Origin of the sequence: Accumulibacter sp., from assembly GCF_023806635.1 — a bacterium.
Lineage (GTDB): Bacteria > Pseudomonadota > Gammaproteobacteria > Burkholderiales > Rhodocyclaceae > Accumulibacter.
The window spans coordinates 1-17244 of the sequence record NZ_JAMTDQ010000071.1 but is presented as its reverse complement, the minus strand read 5'-3'; the positions used below and the strand labels follow the sequence as shown (position 1 = coordinate 17244).

Annotated in this window: 12 protein-coding genes; 9 read left to right on the top strand and 3 right to left on the bottom strand. The window is 65.9% G+C overall.

The window, feature by feature from the left end:
* Window positions 1–306: 306 nt before the first annotated feature.
* Window positions 307–2031, top strand: coding sequence for a proline--tRNA ligase (locus tag NFW30_RS12845; RefSeq protein ID WP_295350467.1), 1725 nt, complete (start codon window positions 307–309; stop codon window positions 2029–2031).
* Entirely contained in the window at window positions 2019–2621 is a 603-nt protein-coding gene (locus tag NFW30_RS12840; protein WP_295350464.1) for a lytic transglycosylase domain-containing protein, read from the top strand. Before NFW30_RS12845 ends, NFW30_RS12840 begins: the two co-directional genes overlap by 13 nt.
* Window positions 2622–2648: 27 nt before the next feature.
* Here the strand turns inward: NFW30_RS12840 and ffh are convergent, their stop codons facing one another.
* Window positions 2649–4004, bottom strand: coding sequence for a signal recognition particle protein (ffh, locus tag NFW30_RS12835; protein WP_295350461.1), 1356 nt, complete (start codon window positions 4002–4004; stop codon window positions 2649–2651).
* A gap of 30 nt (window positions 4005–4034) precedes the next feature.
* On the opposite strand from ffh, the gene ccsA reads away from it, so the two are divergent.
* The 3 genes from ccsA (at window position 4035) to NFW30_RS12820 (ending at window position 7002) form a co-directional block, all read left to right on the top strand.
* Window positions 4035–4874, top strand: coding sequence for a cytochrome c biogenesis protein CcsA (ccsA, locus tag NFW30_RS12830; RefSeq protein ID WP_295350458.1), 840 nt, complete (start codon window positions 4035–4037; stop codon window positions 4872–4874).
* Between the two features lie 107 nt (window positions 4875–4981).
* Window positions 4982–5887: a transcriptional regulator GcvA gene (gene gcvA, locus NFW30_RS12825; RefSeq protein ID WP_295350455.1), complete on the top strand. Its 906-nt coding sequence runs from the start codon at window positions 4982–4984 to the stop codon at window positions 5885–5887.
* A gap of 182 nt (window positions 5888–6069) precedes the next feature.
* Window positions 6070–7002, top strand: a complete 933-nt coding sequence (locus NFW30_RS12820) for a branched-chain amino acid transaminase (protein ID WP_295350452.1) — start codon at window positions 6070–6072, stop codon at window positions 7000–7002.
* A gap of 52 nt (window positions 7003–7054) precedes the next feature.
* On the opposite strand, the gene NFW30_RS12815 is transcribed toward NFW30_RS12820, so the two are convergent.
* Entirely contained in the window at window positions 7055–7534 is a 480-nt protein-coding gene (locus tag NFW30_RS12815) for an OsmC family protein (protein WP_295350448.1), read from the bottom strand.
* Window positions 7535–7550: 16 nt separating this feature from the next.
* Window positions 7551–8201, bottom strand: a complete 651-nt coding sequence (locus tag NFW30_RS12810) for a putative metalloprotease CJM1_0395 family protein (RefSeq protein WP_295350445.1) — start codon at window positions 8199–8201, stop codon at window positions 7551–7553.
* A gap of 178 nt (window positions 8202–8379) precedes the next feature.
* Between NFW30_RS12810 and NFW30_RS12805 the strand changes: the two genes are divergently transcribed.
* The 4 genes from NFW30_RS12805 (at window position 8380) to NFW30_RS12790 (ending at window position 17228) form a co-directional block, all read left to right on the top strand.
* Window positions 8380–9891: a sigma 54-interacting transcriptional regulator gene (locus NFW30_RS12805; RefSeq protein WP_295350442.1), complete on the top strand. Its 1512-nt coding sequence runs from the start codon at window positions 8380–8382 to the stop codon at window positions 9889–9891.
* A gap of 122 nt (window positions 9892–10013) precedes the next feature.
* Window positions 10014–11723, top strand: a complete 1710-nt coding sequence (locus NFW30_RS12800; RefSeq protein WP_295350439.1) for a DUF3696 domain-containing protein — start codon at window positions 10014–10016, stop codon at window positions 11721–11723.
* Window positions 11720–12631 carry a hypothetical protein gene (locus NFW30_RS12795; RefSeq protein WP_295350436.1) on the top strand — a complete coding sequence of 304 codons (912 nt, stop codon included), beginning with the start codon at window positions 11720–11722 and terminating at the stop codon, window positions 12629–12631. The genes NFW30_RS12800 and NFW30_RS12795 overlap by 4 nt, the downstream gene beginning before the upstream one ends.
* Before the next feature lie 61 nt (window positions 12632–12692).
* Complete coding sequence (locus tag NFW30_RS12790) at window positions 12693–17228, top strand: AAA domain-containing protein (RefSeq protein ID WP_295350434.1); 4536 nt, start codon at window positions 12693–12695, stop codon at window positions 17226–17228.
* The last annotated feature ends 16 nt before the right edge of the window (window positions 17229–17244 follow it).

Below are 17244 nucleotides of genomic sequence, written 5' to 3'. Positions count from 1 at the left end.
TGCCGGCGAGCGCCGCGGTCCCGGTCGCCGGTCGGCGCGCGTCGCGGAGATCCGGGAGCGGCGCGGCAGGTGCCCCGCATCCTGTCGCCGGCACGGCCGGCACCGGCTGCCGGCGCCGTCGCGGGCAGTGGCCCGTGCCGCCGGCGCGGAATATAGCACGGCGAATGGCCGCCGGGCGCTTCCGCCCGGCTGGCCGAGAATCTGCCCGGCGCCGGCGGGTGGCGGCAGGCGGCGGGCAGCCAGCGCAACCTTTTTCGTCATCCGTCCAGTAGAATCGCGGTTTTCTTTCGTCTGCCGCCGATCCCGATGCGCACTTCACGGTTCTTTCTGTCAACGCTCAAGGAGGCGCCCGCTGACGCCGAGGTGGTCAGCCACAAGCTCATGCTGCGCGCCGGCATGATCAAGCGGCTGGCGGGGGGCATCTACACCTGGATGCCGGTCGGCTTGCGTGTCGTGCGCAAGGTCGAGGCGATCGTCCGTGAAGAGATGGACCGCGCCGGTGCCATCGAGCTGTCGATGCCGGCCGTTCAACCGGGTGAGCTGTGGCAGGAATCCGGGCGCTGGGAGAAATACGGTCCCGAGCTTCTGCGCTGCAAGGATCGGCACCAGCGGGATTTCGTCATCGGTCCGACGCACGAGGAGGTGATCACCGACGTCGTGCGTCGTGAGGTGAAGAGCTACCGTCAATTGCCCCTCCACTTCTACCAGATCCAGGTCAAGTTCCGCGACGAGATCCGGCCCCGCTTCGGCGTCATGCGCGGGCGCGAGTTCCTGATGAAGGACGGTTACTCGTTTCACGCCAGCTTCGACGACCTGCAGCGCGAGTATCGCAACATGTTCGCGACCTACACGCGCATCTTCGATCGCCTGGGCCTGAAGTTCCGCGCCGTCGCCGCCGACACCGGCTCGATCGGCGGTACCGGGTCGCACGAGTTCCACGTGCTCGCCGATTCGGGCGAGGACGCGCTGGCCTACTGTCCGCAATCCGATTACGCGGCCAACGTCGAGCTGGCGGAGGCGCTGGCACCGGCGGGCGACCGCCCGCCTGCCGGCAGCGCGCTGCAGAAGGTGGCGACGCCCGGTCGCACCCGCTGCGAGGACGTGGCCGATCTGCTGGGGGTCGCGCTGCAGACGACGGTGAAGGCGATCGCAGTCGTCCTGGCCGGGAGCGAGGGTGTCGCCGGCGGGTTCACAATGATCCTGCTGCGCGGCGATCACAGCCTGAACGAGCTGAAGGCGCAAAAGCTGCTCGGCGAATTCCGCTTCGCGCGCGACGACGAGATCCAAGCGGCGCTCGGCTGCCAGCCGGGGTACATCGGCCCGGTCGGCATCAGCGGCATCGCGATCCATGCCGACCGCAGCGTGGCGGCGATGGGCGATTTCGTCTGTGGCGCCAACGAGGCCGGGTTTCACCTGACCGGCGTCAACTTCGGTCGCGACCTGCCGGAGCCGACGCGGGTCGGCGACCTGCGCAACGTCGTCGCCGGTGATCCATCGCCCGATGGCAAGGGGCGGCTGGAACTCTGCCGCGGCATCGAGGTTGGCCACATTTTCCAGTTGCGGAGAAAGTATGCCGAGGCGCTGAAGTGCAGCTTCCTCGACGAAGGGGGGCAGAGCCGCATCATGGAGATGGGTTGCTACGGCATTGGCGTCACGCGCATCGTCGGAGCCGCCATCGAGCAGGGGCACGACGAGCGTGGCATCGTCTTCCCGGCGGCGATCGCTCCCTTCGCCGTGTGCATCGTCCCGATGGGCTACGGCAAGAGTGCCGCCGTCAAGGCGGCTGCCGATGCGCTCTACGCCGAACTGGTCGCTGCCGGTGTCGACGTCCTGCTCGATGACCGCAACGAAAGACCGGGGGTGATGTTCGCCGAAATGGAACTGATCGGCGTACCGCATCGCGTCGTCGTCGGCGAGCGCGGCCTCGCCGAAGGCCGTTTCGAGTACAAGGGACGCCTCGACGCCGAGCCGCAGATGGTCGCCATGGCCGGGATCGGCCGCTTCCTGCAGGACCGCCTGTGCGCTGCCTGATCGCTCTCGCCGCCCTGCTGCTGCCGCTTGCGGTGCACGCCGGGGCGCAGAAGTATGAGCCGCTGTCGGCAAGCGTGCGCGCCGCCCTTTCTCGCACGGTTTCCGATCGCGCGCCGCCACGCAGTTCATTCACCGATTCGACGGAGGCCATCGGCTGGCTGAGCGAGATGTCGCAGCGGCTCGAGAAACGGATGCCCGATCGCGACGCACGTCTGGACTTCCTGCGCGCCGTGCATTACGAGGCGACGCGCGCCGGGCTCGACCCGCAACTGGTGCTCGGGCTGATCCAGGTCGAGAGCGGGTTCAAGAAGTATGCCGTGTCCACCGCCGGTGCTCGCGGCTTCATGCAGGTGATGCCGTTCTGGGTCAGGCTCGTCGGCGGCAGCGAGGACAATCTTTTCCACCTGCGCACCAACCTGCGTTACGGTTGCACGATCCTGCGTCACTACCTCGACATCGAACGCGGCGATCTCTACCGGGCGCTTGGCCGCTACAACGGCAGCCTCGGCCAGCCGCAGTACCCGAACATGGTGCGCGCCGCCTGGCAGACGCACTGGTCATACAACAAACGCAACCTGGCGATGCGCTGACCCGCCATCCCGCCGGCACGTTCGCCGTCAGCGCATCCCCGGCAGCATGCCCTTGAGACCGCGCATCAGCTGCGCCATGCCGCCACGCGAGAACTGCTTCATCATCTTCTGCGTCTGCTCGAACTGCTTCAACAGGCGGTTGACTTCCTGCACCTGCACGCCGGCACCCAGTGCGACGCGCCGCTTGCGCGCGGCCTTGAGCAGTTCGGGGTGGCTGCGCTCGGCCGGCGTCATCGAGTTGATGATCCCCTCGATGCGTGCCACTGCCTTCTCCTCACCACCGGCGGGCAACTGACCGGCTGCCTGCGAGAACTGCGCCGGCAGCTTCTCGAGCATCGACGACAGCCCGCCCATCCTGCGCATCTGGCCCATCTGGTCCTTGAAATCGTTGAGGTCGAAGGTCTTGCCCGATTTCAGCTTGCGCGCGAACTCGATCGCCTTCTCTTCGTCGATGCCCTTCTTCGCCTCCTCGATCAGCGACAGCACGTCGCCCATGCCGAGAATGCGCGAGGCCATCCGTTCGGGGTGGAAGGCCTCGATGCCGGTCAGCTTTTCGCCGACGCCGGCGTACTTGATCGGCCGCCCGGTGACGTGGCGGACCGACAGGGCGGCACCGCCACGCGCATCACCGTCGAGCTTGGTGAGGATGACGCCGGTCAGCGGCAGGGCTTCGTTGAAGGCGCGCGCGGTGTTGATCGCGTCCTGGCCCTGCATCGCATCGACGACGAAGAGCGTCTCGATCGGCCGGATCGCCGCGTGCAGCTCGGCGATCTCCTTCATCATCGCCTCGTCGATCGACAGGCGGCCGGCCGTATCCACCAGCAGCACGTCATGGTAGTGGCGCCGTGCCCAGTCGACCGCGTTGCGCGCGATGTCGACCGGCTTCTCGCTGGCGGTCGATGGGAAGAAATCTGCCCCGGCCTGGCCGGCAACGGTCTTCAACTGCTCGATGGCGGCTGGCCGATAGACGTCGCAGGAGACGACCAGGACCTTCTTCCTCAGCGTTTCGCGCAAGAGTTTCGCCAGCTTGGCGACGGTGGTCGTCTTGCCCGATCCCTGCAGGCCGGCCATGAGGACGATCGCCGGTGGTTGCGTCGCGAGGTTGAGGCCCGTGTGCGCCTCGCCCATCAGTTGCGTCAACTCGCGGTGCACGACGCCCACCAGCGCCTGCCCGGGGCTCAGCGAGCCGATGACTTCCTCGCCGACGGCCTTCTCCTTCACCGCGGCGATCAGGTGCTTGACTGCGGGCAGGGCGACATCGGCTTCGAGCAGGGCGAGGCGGACCTCGCGCAAGGCATCGGCGATGTTTGACTCGGTCAGGCGCGCTTCACCGCGCAGCGTCTTCATGACGCGCGAAAGGCGTTGGGTCAGGTTGTCGAGCATCTGGATTCCGGCTTGGTGTAAACTCGAAAAATGCCCGACATTCTACTGCACCTGCTGCCGCACGTCGTTTCGTCGCTGCTCTACGCTGCCCTCGGGATGCATTTCTGGCACACGCGCTGGCGCGAGAGCGAGCACTCGCTGGTGACGCTGCCGATGCAGCCGTGGGAGCGGGCAGCGATCGTCGTCGCGCTGCTGATCCAGGGTTTCGGTCTCTATCAGGGGGTTTTCGCTGGCGGCGGCATGCGCTTCTCGTTCAGCTACGCGCTGTCGTTGATGCTCTGGCTGGCGGTGCTGATCTACTGGCTGGAGAGTTTTCGTTCGCGCATGGACGGCCTGCAGCCGATGGTCCTGCCGCTCGCCGCAGCCGGTGCGGCGGCGCCGGCAATCTTCCCGCAGTTGCGCGTCATCGGCCATGCCGGCGGCTGGGGTTTCCTCGTTCACTTCCTGGCGGCGATGCTCGCCTACAGCCTGTTCACCCTGTCGGCGTTGCACGCGGTCTTCATGGGCTTTGCCGAACGCAAGCTGCACCAGCGCTCGATGACCCGCAGCCTGAGCAGCCTGCCGCCGATCCTGAGCATGGAGGCGCTGCTGTTTCGCATGATCACGGTGGCGTTCGGCCTGCTGACCGTCGCCCTCGTCAGCGGTGTGTGGTTCTCGGAGGAGATCTTCGGCAAGGCGGCGGCGCTCGATCACAAGACCCTCTTTGCCTTCGCCTCGTGGGCGATCTTCGCCGCGCTGCTGGTCGGGCGTCGCGTTTATGGCTGGCGCGGGCGCATCGCGATGCGCTGGACCCTGGCCGGCTTCATGGTCCTGCTGCTGGCCTACATCGGCAGCCGCTTCGTCGTCGAAGTCGTGCTCGGTCGCATCTGAGCGGTGGCGAGGAAGGCGTCGCCAGCAGCCCGGGATGCCCGCAGTGAGCGGGCAAGCGGCGCCGCCGACCGGGCGCGCGGTCGGCTGCCTCGCCACCACTGAGCCCGATGGCCTTCCGCCTGCCGCCGATGCATGCCCTCGAGGCCTTCGAGGCAGCGGCCCGGCAGCAGTCCTTCGTCAAGGCGGCCGCAGAACTCTGTGTCACGCAGTCGGCAGTCAGCCATCGCATCAGGCAGCTCGAGGACGATCTCGGCGTCCGCCTCTTCCTGCGCCTGAACCGCAACATCGTCCTGACACCGCCGGGCGAGGCCTACCTCGCCAGCATCCGCAGCGCACTCGCCGACATCGAAAGCGCGACGCGCGCCATCGCCCACGGCGCGCGGCACGAACTGCGCGTCAGCGTCGCACCGGCGATCGGCAGCAAGTGGCTGGTCAGCCGCCTCGCCGACTTCCAGCGCCAGCACCCGGCTGTCGACCTGATCCTCTCGACGTCGACCCAGCTCGGCACCATCCGTTCGGGCGAGGTCGACGTCGGTGTGCGCTACGGCGACGGCCAATGGCCCGGGCTGGCGAGTTTCAAGATGTCGGACGAAGTCCTGGTGACGGTCTGCAGTCCGGCTTACCCGGCCCGCGTCGGCGGGCTGGACGAGCCCGTGGATCTCGCCCGCGCCTGCCTGTTGCACCACCCGATCCTGCCCTGGCGCCCGTGGCTGGAGGCCGCCGGCCTCGACTGGCCCGAACCGGCGGGCGGTGTCCGTTTCGACGACGCGGTGATGATGATCGAAGCCGCCGCCGCCGGTCACGGCGTCGCCCTGTGCCCGCGCCGCCTGGTCGAGCCGCACCTGGAGGCCGGCAGCCTGATGCAGCCCTTCGCGGTCGCCGCGCTCGACCGTGGATACCACGTGCTGCTCGCGCCCGACGCGCCCTCGCGGCCGTCGGCAATGGCCTTCGTCCACTGGCTGCTGGCGGCGGCGCAACCGGCGTCGCCGGCGGGCGGCGGTGGCGCGGGGTAGTGGCGCGGACGGACCGATCGCGCAGCGAAGGGGCGATGAGCGGCGGCTGAGGGCGGCGATACGCGGCCGCAGCCAAGGCCGCGCGCATGAATCCGGCTCATCCTCACCTGCAGTCTTTTCGTTTGTCACGGTCGGTGGTCGCTGCGATGCTCTGCTCTCCACAGACAACGCGGGAGAAGGCAATGAGCGGCGAAGATCAGGATGGCTGCATCTGGCTGGACGGTGAGGTCGTTCCCTGGCGCGAGGCCCGGGTGCACGTGCTGACACACACGCTGCACTACGGTCTCGGCGTCTTCGAGGGGATTCGCGCCTACGCGACGGCCAGCGGGCCGGCGATCTTCCGGCTTGACGAGCACCTGCAGCGGCTGCTCGAATCGGCGCACATCCTCGGTCTGGCGCACGGCTTCGATCACCTGACGCTCGCCGACGCCTGTCGCCGGATCATCGCCCGCAATCGCCTCGACGCCGGCTACATCCGCCCGCTGCTCTTCCTCGGCGCCGAGAAGGTCGGCCTCGACCCGGTCGGCGCGCGCGTGCATGCGATGATCGCCGCCTGGCCGTGGCGCGCCTACCTCGGCGAGCGGGCGCTGGACGACGGCATCCGCGTCAGGGTCTCGTCGTTCGCGCGGCATCACGTCAATGTCCAGATGTGCCGGGCGAAGTCGGTGTCGACCTACACGAACTCGATCCTCGCCACTCGCGAGGCGCGCGCCGACGGTTACGACGAGGCGATTCTGCTCGACACCGCCGGCTTCGTCGCCGAGGGCGCCAGCGAGAACCTGTTCCTCGTCCGGCGGGGAACGTTGCTCGAACCGGAAGTCGGCTCGGCACTCGACGGCATCACCCGCCGCAGCGTCATCGACATCGCCGGCGACATGGGGCTGCCGGTGGTGGCACGGCGCGTCACGCGCGACGAACTGTACTGCGCCGACGAAGTCCTGCTCACCGGTACCGCCGCCGAGATCGTGCCGGTGGTCGAGGTCGACCGGCGGCGCGTCAGTGACGGACGCCCAGGGCCGCTGACGCGCGAGCTGCAGCGACGCTACTTCGACTGCGTCCGCGGACACGACGCCGCGCGCGCCGGCTGGCTGACGCCGGTCGCCGACCATGGGTAGGCGGCGGCCGGGCCGATATGCGGCGCGGGCAGGTCGACGCAGGGGCCGCCCGTCAGCCGGGCGGCGCCTCGAGGACCGGCTCGCAGCGGACTTCCGAGCGTACAGAACTGGCGATGAAGCACTCCTCGTGCGCCGCGTGATGCATCCGCCGGATTTCGTCGTCGGTCGGCAGGCGATCACCCGAGAAGCACACCTCGGGCCGCAGGATGACCAGCGTCATCGCCAGCTTCCCCTCGCCGTTGCGGCCCATGACTCCGGTTGGCCGGTCGCGGTAGCGGTCGACCCGATAGCCGCGGCCGGCGGCGATCGCCAGGAACCAGAGCAGGTGGCAACTCGCGAGCGAGGCGACGAAGGCCTCTTCGGGGTCTACCGCAGCGGCATCCGAGAATGGCAGCGGCACGACGTGCGGCGATGACGACGCCGGCACCTCGACGCCACCGTCGAAGCGCAGCAGGTGGCGGCGGCTGTAGCGGCTGTCGACGAAGGGCTGCTCGCCGCGCAACCAGAGGACTTCTGCGGAGTATTCGGCCATGGCTGGCTCCCGGTGGTCAGGCGAAGAGGTCTATGGCGGCGGCCGGCGCTTCGCCCGCCGCCGCAGCAGCGACGCCGGTGTAGGCAGCGACCGCTGCGGCGCTGCCTTCCCGACTGTCGGCCGTCACCCTGGCGCCGGCCGTGTCGTCTCGCCGCAGCGCAAGTTCCATGCTCGCCTGCATCGCCAGGCGCGTCGCCAGTGCCGCGACCTGCCGATCCTGCGGTGACGGGTCGGCCGGCGCCAGTGCCGCAGCCCGGATCCGCGCTGCCTTGTCGAGCGTCTCCTCGGGATTGCGTCCGGGCGAGGTGTCGATAGCGACCTCGCCGCCGACCGCATAGCGCTGGCCGTCGGGACCGATGGCGTAGCTGAAGCTGGCGCCGCTGCGCACCAGGCTGCCGCCAGCGGCGACGTGCGCCATCTCGTGCGCGCGCACCTGGCGGTCGCTTCGCTGCAGGCTCTGCAGGCGCTGGCGGTCGGCCTCGGAGAGCTGGCCCTTCTCCTGCGCGCTGGCGGCAGCAACCGCCGGCCGGTCGGCAGCCGATTCGCTTGCCGGCGCGACATCGCTCGCGCCATCGGCCGTGGCCACGCCGGCACCGGTGCGCTGCTGCACCGGGCGGGTCGGGAACGACGGCGCGGTCGATGCCGCCGATGACAGCGAAGCGATCATGCGGGTTTCCGATCTGGCCGGACGAGAACCGAAGTATAGGCGGTCTGCAGTGCGCTTGCGCGGGCGACGGGCTGTTCGGGCGGGCGGCTTCCCCATGCGGGGCGGGCGTGGATCAGCCTTCGTTTGTCGCTGCGGCTGCCGGAGTATAAGATTGCTTGTCACGTAGAAGAAAACTTCCATGCCAGAAGCTGTCCTCGTTTCCTGGATTGGCCGCACCGACTTCCGAGCGGCGGCTGGCGAGACGGCAGTCGGCATCGGACCGCTCGCGCAGGCCGTGCTGGCACAGGACTACGATCAGATTCTCCTGCTCAGTGATTTCCCATCCGGGCAGGCCGAGCCCTTCGTCGGCTGGTTGAGCGCGCGGACTGCGGCGAAGATTCGCCTGCGCTGCGTCAAGCTGAGCTCGCCGATCAATTTTGGCGAAATCTATCAGCGTGCCGTCGAGGCTCTTGAGGACCTCGACCGCCGCCAGATCAGCCTGACTTTCCACCTGAGTCCAGGGACGCCGGCCATGGCCTCCGTCTGGATCCTGCTGGCGAAGACGACCCATCCGGCACGGCTGATCCAGTCATCGCCGGAGGCAGGAGTCGAGGATGCTGACGTGCCGTTCGCCATAGCGGCCGAATTCATTCCGCGATTGCTGCGGCAATCCGACCAGCAACTGACCGAACTCGCGCAGGGCGCACCGGACGAGACGGCCGAGTTCGCAGCGATCATCCATCGCGGGCCGGCGATGGCCCGGGTGATTGCGCTGGCCCGGCGCGTCGCCGTTCGCTCGATCCCGGTACTGGTCGAAGGCGAAAGCGGTACCGGCAAGGAACTGCTGGCGCGCGCCATTCACCGCGCCAGTCCACGCGCGGCCCGGCCCTTCATCGCGGTCAATTGTGGCGCCGTGCCACCCGAATTGGTCGAGTCCGAATTCTTCGGGCACCGGCGCGGCGCGTTTACCGGTGCGGTCAGTGAGCGACAGGGCCATTTCGAGCGTGCCGACGGCGGTACGCTGTTCCTCGACGAGATCGGCGAGTTGCCGAAAGCGATCCAGGTCAAGCTGCTGCGCACCCTGCAGGAAGGCGAAGTCACTCCGGTTGGTTCGAGCGAGGCGAGGAAGGTCGATGTCCGGGTCGTCGCCGCGACCAACCGGACGTTGATCGGCGAGGTTGCCGCGGGCAACTTCCGCGAGGACCTGTTCTACCGGCTGGCGGTGGCGATCATCCGGCTGCCGCCGCTGCGTGAGCGGGCCGGCGACCTCTCGCTGCTGATCGACGCGCTGCTGCAACAGGTCAATGCTGCCGCCACCGATCTGGGCGTTCCGCACAAGAAACTGTCTGCTGCCGCAAGAAATCTTCTGCTGCAGCATCACTGGCCGGGCAATGTTCGCGAACTCTTCAATACCCTGCAGCGCGCCGCAGTCTGGTCCGACGACGAGACCATCAGCCCGGATGCGATCAGCGACGCGTTTCTGCTCTCGCCACGGACCCTGGACGGTGAGCACGAGATCCTGAATCGGCCCCTCGAATCCGGCGTCGATCTGGAGGCGCTGATGGGGCAGGTCGCACGCCATTACATCGAACGGGCGCTGGCGCATACCCGCAACAACAAGACCCAGGCCGCCAGACTGCTCGGTTTCGGCAACTACCAGACCTTCACCAACTGGATGAACCGCCATGGCGTCGTGCACCCGGAGAAGTGAATCGGGAACTGTGTCGACGCCTGGCACGCCTGTTGCTTATCAGGAAGCGAAGGGTTTTCCGCAAGCGACGATCTGAGCTCACTCACACCACGACTTCAACATTTGGCCAACAGGGATTCGAAATGCGCATCACGGCGATAGAAATCGAGAACTTCAAGGGTATCTCCGAACGGGTGCGGGTGGAACTGAAACCGATCACCCTGCTGTTTGGCGCCAACAGCGCGGGCAAGAGCACGATTCTGCAAGCGCTCCTGTACATGAAGGATGTACTGGATCGGCGGAATCTCGATGCCATCACGACACCGGTTTCCGGGCGGGCTCTGGATCTTGGTGGGTTCCGCAGGTTTGTGCATGGACACGATCTGAGTCGGACCGTCCGGATCGCGCTGAGTCTGGATCTGACCGGCCAAGAGTTGCCGCGGATGGCGCGCCCTTATGACCTTGGAACTTTTTCCGGGCATAAAACAACGAATGAATTCCTTGATAGACACGATCAAGCATGGTGGGACATTCTGTGTTGGATCAAGTCGGCGAAAGTACAGATCGAGGTGCGGTGGGATAAGGATTTTTGTAGGCCAGTCGCGTCGGCTTATACGGTCGGCCTGAATGGCTTGGACTTCATCCGCATCGAGTGGGACGGCGGGAGGCGCAAGGTTACAAAGATGAACTGGTTGAATCCTGCAGTCAGTCGCCCATTGACCGAGGATGAGCTGCGGCTCTTCCATTTGGATTTGGACGAAGACAGAGAGCTCACACCACAGGAAAAAGAGGACCTTAAACCTTACGCTCGTGTATCGGCCCTTCAGACCGTCAGGCCATGTTTCGCGGGGAAAGAGTCCACCCTGTCCGGACTCTCGAACTGGCTTCCGAGGAGCCAAGACCCAATATCAGATTTTTCCTACAGGGAAGATCTGAACTTGCCAGAAGCTATTGATTGGCGAGACTTCGAATTTAAGGGTAATGATTGCCGGTTCTACGAGGACCTTATGACATGGCAGGCTTGGGAGGGTACAGAATTTCTGGCCAGATTGGCTTTCGGTCCGGGGAAACTTCTGCGGGAGTGGCTGCAGGACTTGCGCTATATCGGCCCGCTCCGTGCCCGATTTCCTCGCAAGGGTATCCCAGGGGCCGAACTGAGCGACTGGTCCGAAGGACTGGCCGCGTGGAAGGTTCTTGAGAGCGAAGAAAGCTCTTCGGATTTCATCCAGCAGGTGAGTCAGTGGCTTGCCGGCGAGGATCGGCTTAATTCCGGCTATGAACTGGAGAGGAAGCATCGGGCGCAGGTGGATGTCGGCGCATTTCGCCAGATCGCCGAGGGCGATCGCGACGGGGCTCGACTTCTCGAACTGCTCAAGGAGGCTCCCAAGAGCGTGGAGATCAAGCTCGTCGACAAACAATCCTGCCTTGAACTCGACCCGTCGGATGTCGGTGTCGGGATCTCGCAGGTACTGCCGATCGTTGTTGCCGCGGTGGCGCCAGGCAAGAGCGTGGTGGCGATCGAGCAACCCGAGCTTCATATTCACCCGGCAATGCAGGTGGCACTGGGCGATCTGTTCATCGAAGGGGCCAAGATGCGAGAGATGAGTTTCCTCATCGAAACCCACAGCGAACACCTGATGCTTCGTCTCTTGCGGCGGATCCGTGAAACGACGGAAGGAGAACTACCCCCAGGTGGGGTTAAAATCAGCCCTGAGGATGTAAGCGTGGTCTACGTGCAGTCCGGTGCCAACGGTGTAGAAATGGTCCCGCTTTTGATAGACGAAACTGGAGAGTTCGCCACGAAATGGCCCAGGGGTTTCTTCGATGAGCGTGCGGAGGAACTCTTCGGATGATTCACGAGTATGCCGTTGATCCCGCACTACTCAACAACTGGGAGCGGTTTCGCTATCTCACGGAGAAGTTCGGCGTCTGTCGCGGACGTTTGATCTCGAGGTTTCCAAAGCGCTGGAAAGCTATGGTCTATGATGGGCTGAGCAGCGTCGGTGAAATCGAACGAAAAAGGATCGAGATCTGCCTGCAGCGTATCGACGAGAAGATGCTGGCGCGAGCGCCGGCTGCCGCGTGGGATGGCGCGCAGGGCTGGCTTTCGAACGCAGAGCTCGAACATGAGAGGCAACCGTTCCATGCGATTGTCGCGGGCGCAAACCCGCGTGACCACGGTCGGATCCTGGCCTATGACGACCTGAGTGAGGACGGTCCGCTGTGGGCAGTGTCGCGTGAGAGGGCCGTATCTCGGGACGCGAGTTCGCTGGCCGCCGCAGTATCACCAATCCTCCGAATTGCCAAGAAGGTGATTTTTGTTGATCCCCATTTTGACCCCTACAGACAGAGAGCGCTAAACACGCTCCGCGCGTTCCTCAGCGCTTGTCTTGATGGCCGTCTTGAACGCTCTAGTCCGGAACTGGAGTTCCACACCGCTTTCAATGCGGAAAATGCGGGTTTTGCGGTCGAGTGTCAGCAACGATTACCGGAAAGGATTCCTCGAGGTATGTCTCTGAAGGTGGTTCGCTGGCGAGCACGAAATGGCGGGGATGGCCTGCACAATCGCTACATCCTGACGGAACGTGGTGGAGTTCGCCTGGCCTGGGGACTTGACGAGGGAAGAGAAGCGCAGACGGATGACCTAAGCTTGCTGCAACCTGAACTCTACAAGACTCGATGGGATCAATACTGTGGCGACCAACCGGCTTTCGACAGGGTCGACGAGATCATCGTATCCGGCACGCGGGTGCTGGCGTGAGCGAGATTCTTTGCCTGTTTGCCAGTGGTCGCCCGCAGACCAAGTCACGAAGGAGTGCGCGTTGACCATCAGGAACAAGATCCGCCAGCTCTACCACTTCCTGAAGGCTGCCAACGAACTCCGCTTCCGGCCTGTCCGCGTTCTTGCCGAACAGCCACGAGTGGTGCGGCTGGCCGACCTGCCGGCTCATCCGGCCATGCAGATCTTCCGCCCGCTGCAGATGGAAGGCGCCCCGGAGGTTCCCGACACCCTGCTGCGCGTCGGGCGTCCGCTGCTCACGCGCTGTCCGACGCCGCCTGCGTCGATCGGTGACTGGCTGTTACCGAATTGGGATGACCCGGCGCAACCGGCCGTCGTCGCGGCGAGTCTGAACCTCACCGACGACGATGGCCAGACGGTTACGGTTCGCTTCGATGACGACCACCGGCGACGGGCCGACTTCGAGGCCTGGTGCGTAGGCCGCAGGGCATGGGTCGAACCGGAAGTCGCTGCACGCAAGGCGATGTCCTTCTTTCAGGCCTTCTACGACATCCACTCGCTGGTCGAGAAGGACGGCGAGGAACTCGAACTGCTCGCCGCCGACGGTCACTTGCTCTGGCAGACCAATTCCGCCGTCGACGGCGCGGTCACCATCAACCACCCGGTTCTGTTGAAGCGCGTCGAGTTGCGCTTCGATCCAACCGTTCCCGAGTTCACGATCCACGAGACCGATCGCGAACCCGAGATCCACGGCGGCCTGTTCGTCGATCTGCAGGACGTCGCTGCGGCCGCGATCGCCGACAGGAAGCGCGAACTCGCGGCCTGTGGTTGTCATCCTTTCGGCTGGCAGGACACCGATGCCTTCCTGCAGGCCTTCATCCAGACGGTCTCGCCAGTCGACGGCGTGTTTCTCGACGCGCCGTCCGAGGGCGGAGCGGGCGCCACCCCATGTCTCCATCGCGATCCGGTGCTGGTTCTGCGGAAGCGGGTTGCCGGCATTGCCAATGTCGTCGATGCGATCATCGACGACATCGAAGCCCGGGAAGTCTTCCCGCCGGCGCTGGCGCAGATCACCGGCACGATGGACGAATGGGAAGCCGCGGGCCTCGGCAATGGCGCCGGCGCGAACGGGCCCCGGGCCCCTTTCAGCGACGACGACATCCTGCTTGCGAAGGAGGCCAACGACGAGCAACTGCAGATCATCCGTCGCCTGGAGCGCAGTGGGTCGGTTCTCGTCCAGGGGCCGCCCGGAACTGGCAAGACACACACCATCGGCAACCTGATCGGGCATCTGCTGGCACAGGGCAAGTCGATTCTGGTGACTGCGCATACCGCCAAGGCGCTGCGCGTCGTGCGCGACCAGGTGCCCGGGATCCTGCGGCCGCTGGCCGTCTCGGTTCTCGGCAGTGAGCAGGATGCGCGCCGACACCTCGAGGGGGCGATCGCTTCGATCAACGAGAGGCTGGGTCGAGATGACGCCGAGGGCCTGCTGGAGCGGGCGCGCCGGTTCGAGGCGGAGCGGCACGAGTTGCTCGGCCAGATCGGGCAGTCCAGTGGGCAACTGCGTGCTGCGCTCGACAACGAGTATCGCGAGATCGTCGTCGGTGATCGGCGCTTCACACCCTCGGACGCGGCCCGCTTCGTTGCCGAGCACCGCCAGGCGGCTGGCTGGATTCCGCAGCCGGTCGGGCTCGGTGTCGATCTCGGCCTCTCGGTGGCTGATCTGACGCGGCTGTGTGCCCTCGCCACCGCGTGCACCGCGGAAGAAGAGCAGGATGCTCGACTGCCGTTGCCCGACCTCGAGCTGCTCCCTTCCGGGCGGCAGTTCGAGATGATGGCGTCGGAGTATCAGGACCTGCTGACACAGGATCTGAGCCTCGGTGTCGATCGCTGGCTGCCGTCGGATGGCGGCAGTGAAGTCCTCGAGCGGCTGGCTGACGAGCTGCTCGCCGAGTTCTCGGGCGGCCTGCGACGCCAGGCGTGGCGCCCGTACGCGATCACCGCCGGCATCCACGGTGGCGGCGAGCGGGAGGTCTGGGAGCGGCTGGTCGCCCACATCGAGCGGGCGGTGGAGGCGAATTCGCGGTGTGCACTGATGCTCGACCAACGCGCGCAGCTTTCGCCGGCCATGCCGGTTGCGCAACAGTTCGAGATTGCCAGCCGGATCGGCGACCACGTCGCCGCTGGCGGCAAGCTGGGGTTTGTTCAGCTCGCTACCCGTCCGCAGTGGCGACTGTTCATCAGGACGGCGCGGGTCGCCGCCGGGCAACCCGCTCACCGGGAGCATTTCGCTGCACTGGCTCGCCTCGCCGAACTCGGGGTCTGCCGCCAGAGCCTGGAAATGCCGTGGAATGCGTTGATCGGCCAGCATCTGCAGCAGCCATTCGGCAACCTCGGGCCGGCACCGGAGCTTGCCTGTCGCGCCCTGGTTGCCGAGATCCGGCGCTGCCTCGACTGGCATGACACGTTCTGGTTGCCACTCGGCTCCCGGTTGAAGTCCGCAGGGCTGAAGCTGGACGAACTTCTGGCGCGGATTCCGCGCGAGGCCAGTCCGATTTCGGAGTATCTCGCCATCGAGCACCTGGTTTCGTCGCTCCTGCCGGCGACGCTGGTGGCGGAAGTGGGCCGACGCAAGCTGCGCGAGTGCGAACTCGGCTTCGAGCGCCTCGCCAATCTGGCGACCCAGGTCGATCCGACGGCGGCGAACCGGGGCTGCCTTGGCCGCATCATTGACGCCGTTCGCCTGCGCAGTCCGCAGGCTTATGCAGCGGCACTCGACTACGCTCGACGCCTGCACACGGTGCGGCCGCTGGTCGTTGAACGCGACGCGCTGGCCGACACGTTGCGACGGGTGGCCCCCGGCTGGGCGGAGCAGATCCAGGGCCGCGTGCCGCCACACGACGCAGCGGCGAGTCCCGGCGATTGCGCGATGGCGTGGACATGGCGACAACTTCACGACACGCTGCTCGAGCGCGATCGACTGGATGCGCATGAGCTGCAGCGGCGGATCGACCGGCAGCGCGAGCGACTTCGCCAAGTCACCGGAGCGCTCATCGATGCCAGGGCATGGGGCAAACAACTCGAGCGGCTGCAGCAGAATCACGCGATCCGTCAGGCGCTGGTTGGCTGGCTGGATACGACTCGGCGACTCGCTCACACCCGCCGGTTGGACAGGCGGCAGGAACTGCTCTCGGCAGCGCGCGGCTTGATGAAGCAGTGTGCCGACGCGGTGCCGGTCTGGATCATGCCCGTTTCGATCATGGCCGAGAGCTTCGATCCCCGTTTCACGCGCTTCGACGTCGTGATCGTGGACGAGGCGAGCCAGGCCGATCTCAATGCGCTGATTCCGCTCTACCTGGGCAAGCAGGTGATCGTCGTCGGCGACCACGAGCAGGTCACGCCTTTGGGTGTCGGCCGCGCGCAGGAGCCGCTGGAGAACCTGCAGAAGGCCATGCTGCAGGGTATCCCCAATTACCGTCTGTTCGACCACATGTGCTCGATCTACGACATCGGCCGGCAGTCGTTCGGCGACGCGATCCGCCTGGTCGAGCATTTTCGCTGCGTGCCGGAGATCATTTCCTTCAGCAACCAGCTTTCGTACTACGGCGCCATCCGTCCATTGCGGGAATCGAACTCGACCGACATCAAGCCGGCGTGCGTCGCGTGCCACGTGCCGGGTGTGCGTGAAGGCGATACCAACAGAGCCGAGGCGCGCCGGATCATCGAGACCATCCGGGCCATGCTTCGGCATCCGGCCTACGCGCGCAAGACGATCGGCGTGATTTCGATGCTCGGCAACGAGCAGGCCCTGCTCATCCAGTCGCTGCTGCACCAGGAGATAGACGGCGTCGAGATTGCCAACCGCCGCATCCAGGCAGGTATCCCGGGCGAGTTCCAGGGCGACGAGCGGGACATCGTCTTCTTGTCTATGGTCGATAGTCCACCCCATGAAGGAATGCTCCGCACGACCGGGGAGGGCGCCTTCGAACTGATCAAGAAGCGCTACAACGTGGCCGCCAGTCGGGCGCGCGATCAATTGTGGGTGGTGCACTCATTTGACCCAGATCGCCACCTCAATCCGAACGACATCCGGTTGCAGCTGTTGAAACATGTGCGGGATCCGCTGGCCTACCTGCGGGCCAACGAGCCTGAGGTCGGCAGGGCCGAGTCGCCGTTCGAGAGGGCCGTGTTGCAGCGCCTGAGCGACGCGGGTTTTCGGGTCAGGTCGCAGTGGCGAGTGGGCTACTACCGCATCGACCTGGTGGTCGAGGGCGCAGGCCAACGTCTGGCCATCGAATGCGATGGCGATCGCTACCATCCCATCGAGAATCTCGCCCAGGACATGGATCGGCAGGCGGTCCTCGAACGGCTTGGCTGGCGGTTCGTGCGCATCCGCGGCAGCGCCTTCTACCGCGATGCGGAACTGGCGATGCGGCCGGTTTTCGACCGCCTGCGGGAACTCGGGATTCCTCCGGAGGCGAATCACGGCAGAGACCGCGCAGCCCGCCCGGAAAACTGGCTGACCGACGAACTCGAGGCGCTGATCGAGCACGGCAATCAACCGGGCGATCCCCTTCTCTGCGGCGGTTCCGGTTTTTCGGACAGTCGGATAAGCTAAGGCCGACCGAACCGAG